Below are 551 nucleotides of genomic sequence, written 5' to 3'. Positions count from 1 at the left end.
ACGTGCACCTCGCCCGCGCCGGTCCCGGCGGCCACCCGGCAGGTCTCCGCCACCACGTCGCCCCGGCGGACGACGAGGGCCCCGCCGCGGGCCCGCAGCCCCTCGTCGAGCGCGGCGAGGCAGCCGGCCAGGAACGCGGCGCGGTTGGGCACGGCGAAGCCCGCGGCGGCGATGCCCGGGTCCACGACGAACAGCGGCACGACGCGCGGCGCGCTCCGCAGGGCCGCGGTGAGCACCGGGTTGTCGTGCAGCCTCAGGTCGGAGGTGAAGAGGACGACGGACACGCCGTCAGGTGCCGGCGGTGCCCCGGGGTCGGCGGGTGTGCCCATCCCGCGATTGTCCGCCCGCGCCGCGCCGGGGAGCGGGCGGCAGGGCCGTCACGACCAGGGGATGTTGAGCCAGGGGCTCGCGGGGTCGGTGGTGAGGACGCGGTGGGCGAGCAGCGCGGTGTGGTCGCCGGCGGTGCCCGCGGGGGTGCTGCCCGCGTCGGCGGTGCCCGCCGGGGCGCTGCTCGCTTCGGCGTGACCGCGGCGGTCCGGGAGGCCGTGGCC

1 protein-coding gene is annotated in these 551 nt (G+C 79.7%); it reads right to left on the bottom strand.

Annotated elements, in window-relative coordinates:
• On the bottom strand, positions 1–329 hold a 329-nt coding region (locus B7P34_RS36135), incomplete at its 3' end, for a deoxyribodipyrimidine photo-lyase (protein WP_146167051.1).
• Between the last annotated feature and the right edge of the window lie 222 nt (positions 330–551).

Source organism: Streptosporangium nondiastaticum (assembly GCF_003011965.1).
GTDB lineage: Bacteria > Actinomycetota > Actinomycetes > Streptomycetales > Streptomycetaceae > Streptomyces > Streptomyces nondiastaticus.
Note: the sequence above shows the minus strand (reverse complement) of the source record. Positions and strands in the feature narration are given on the sequence as shown.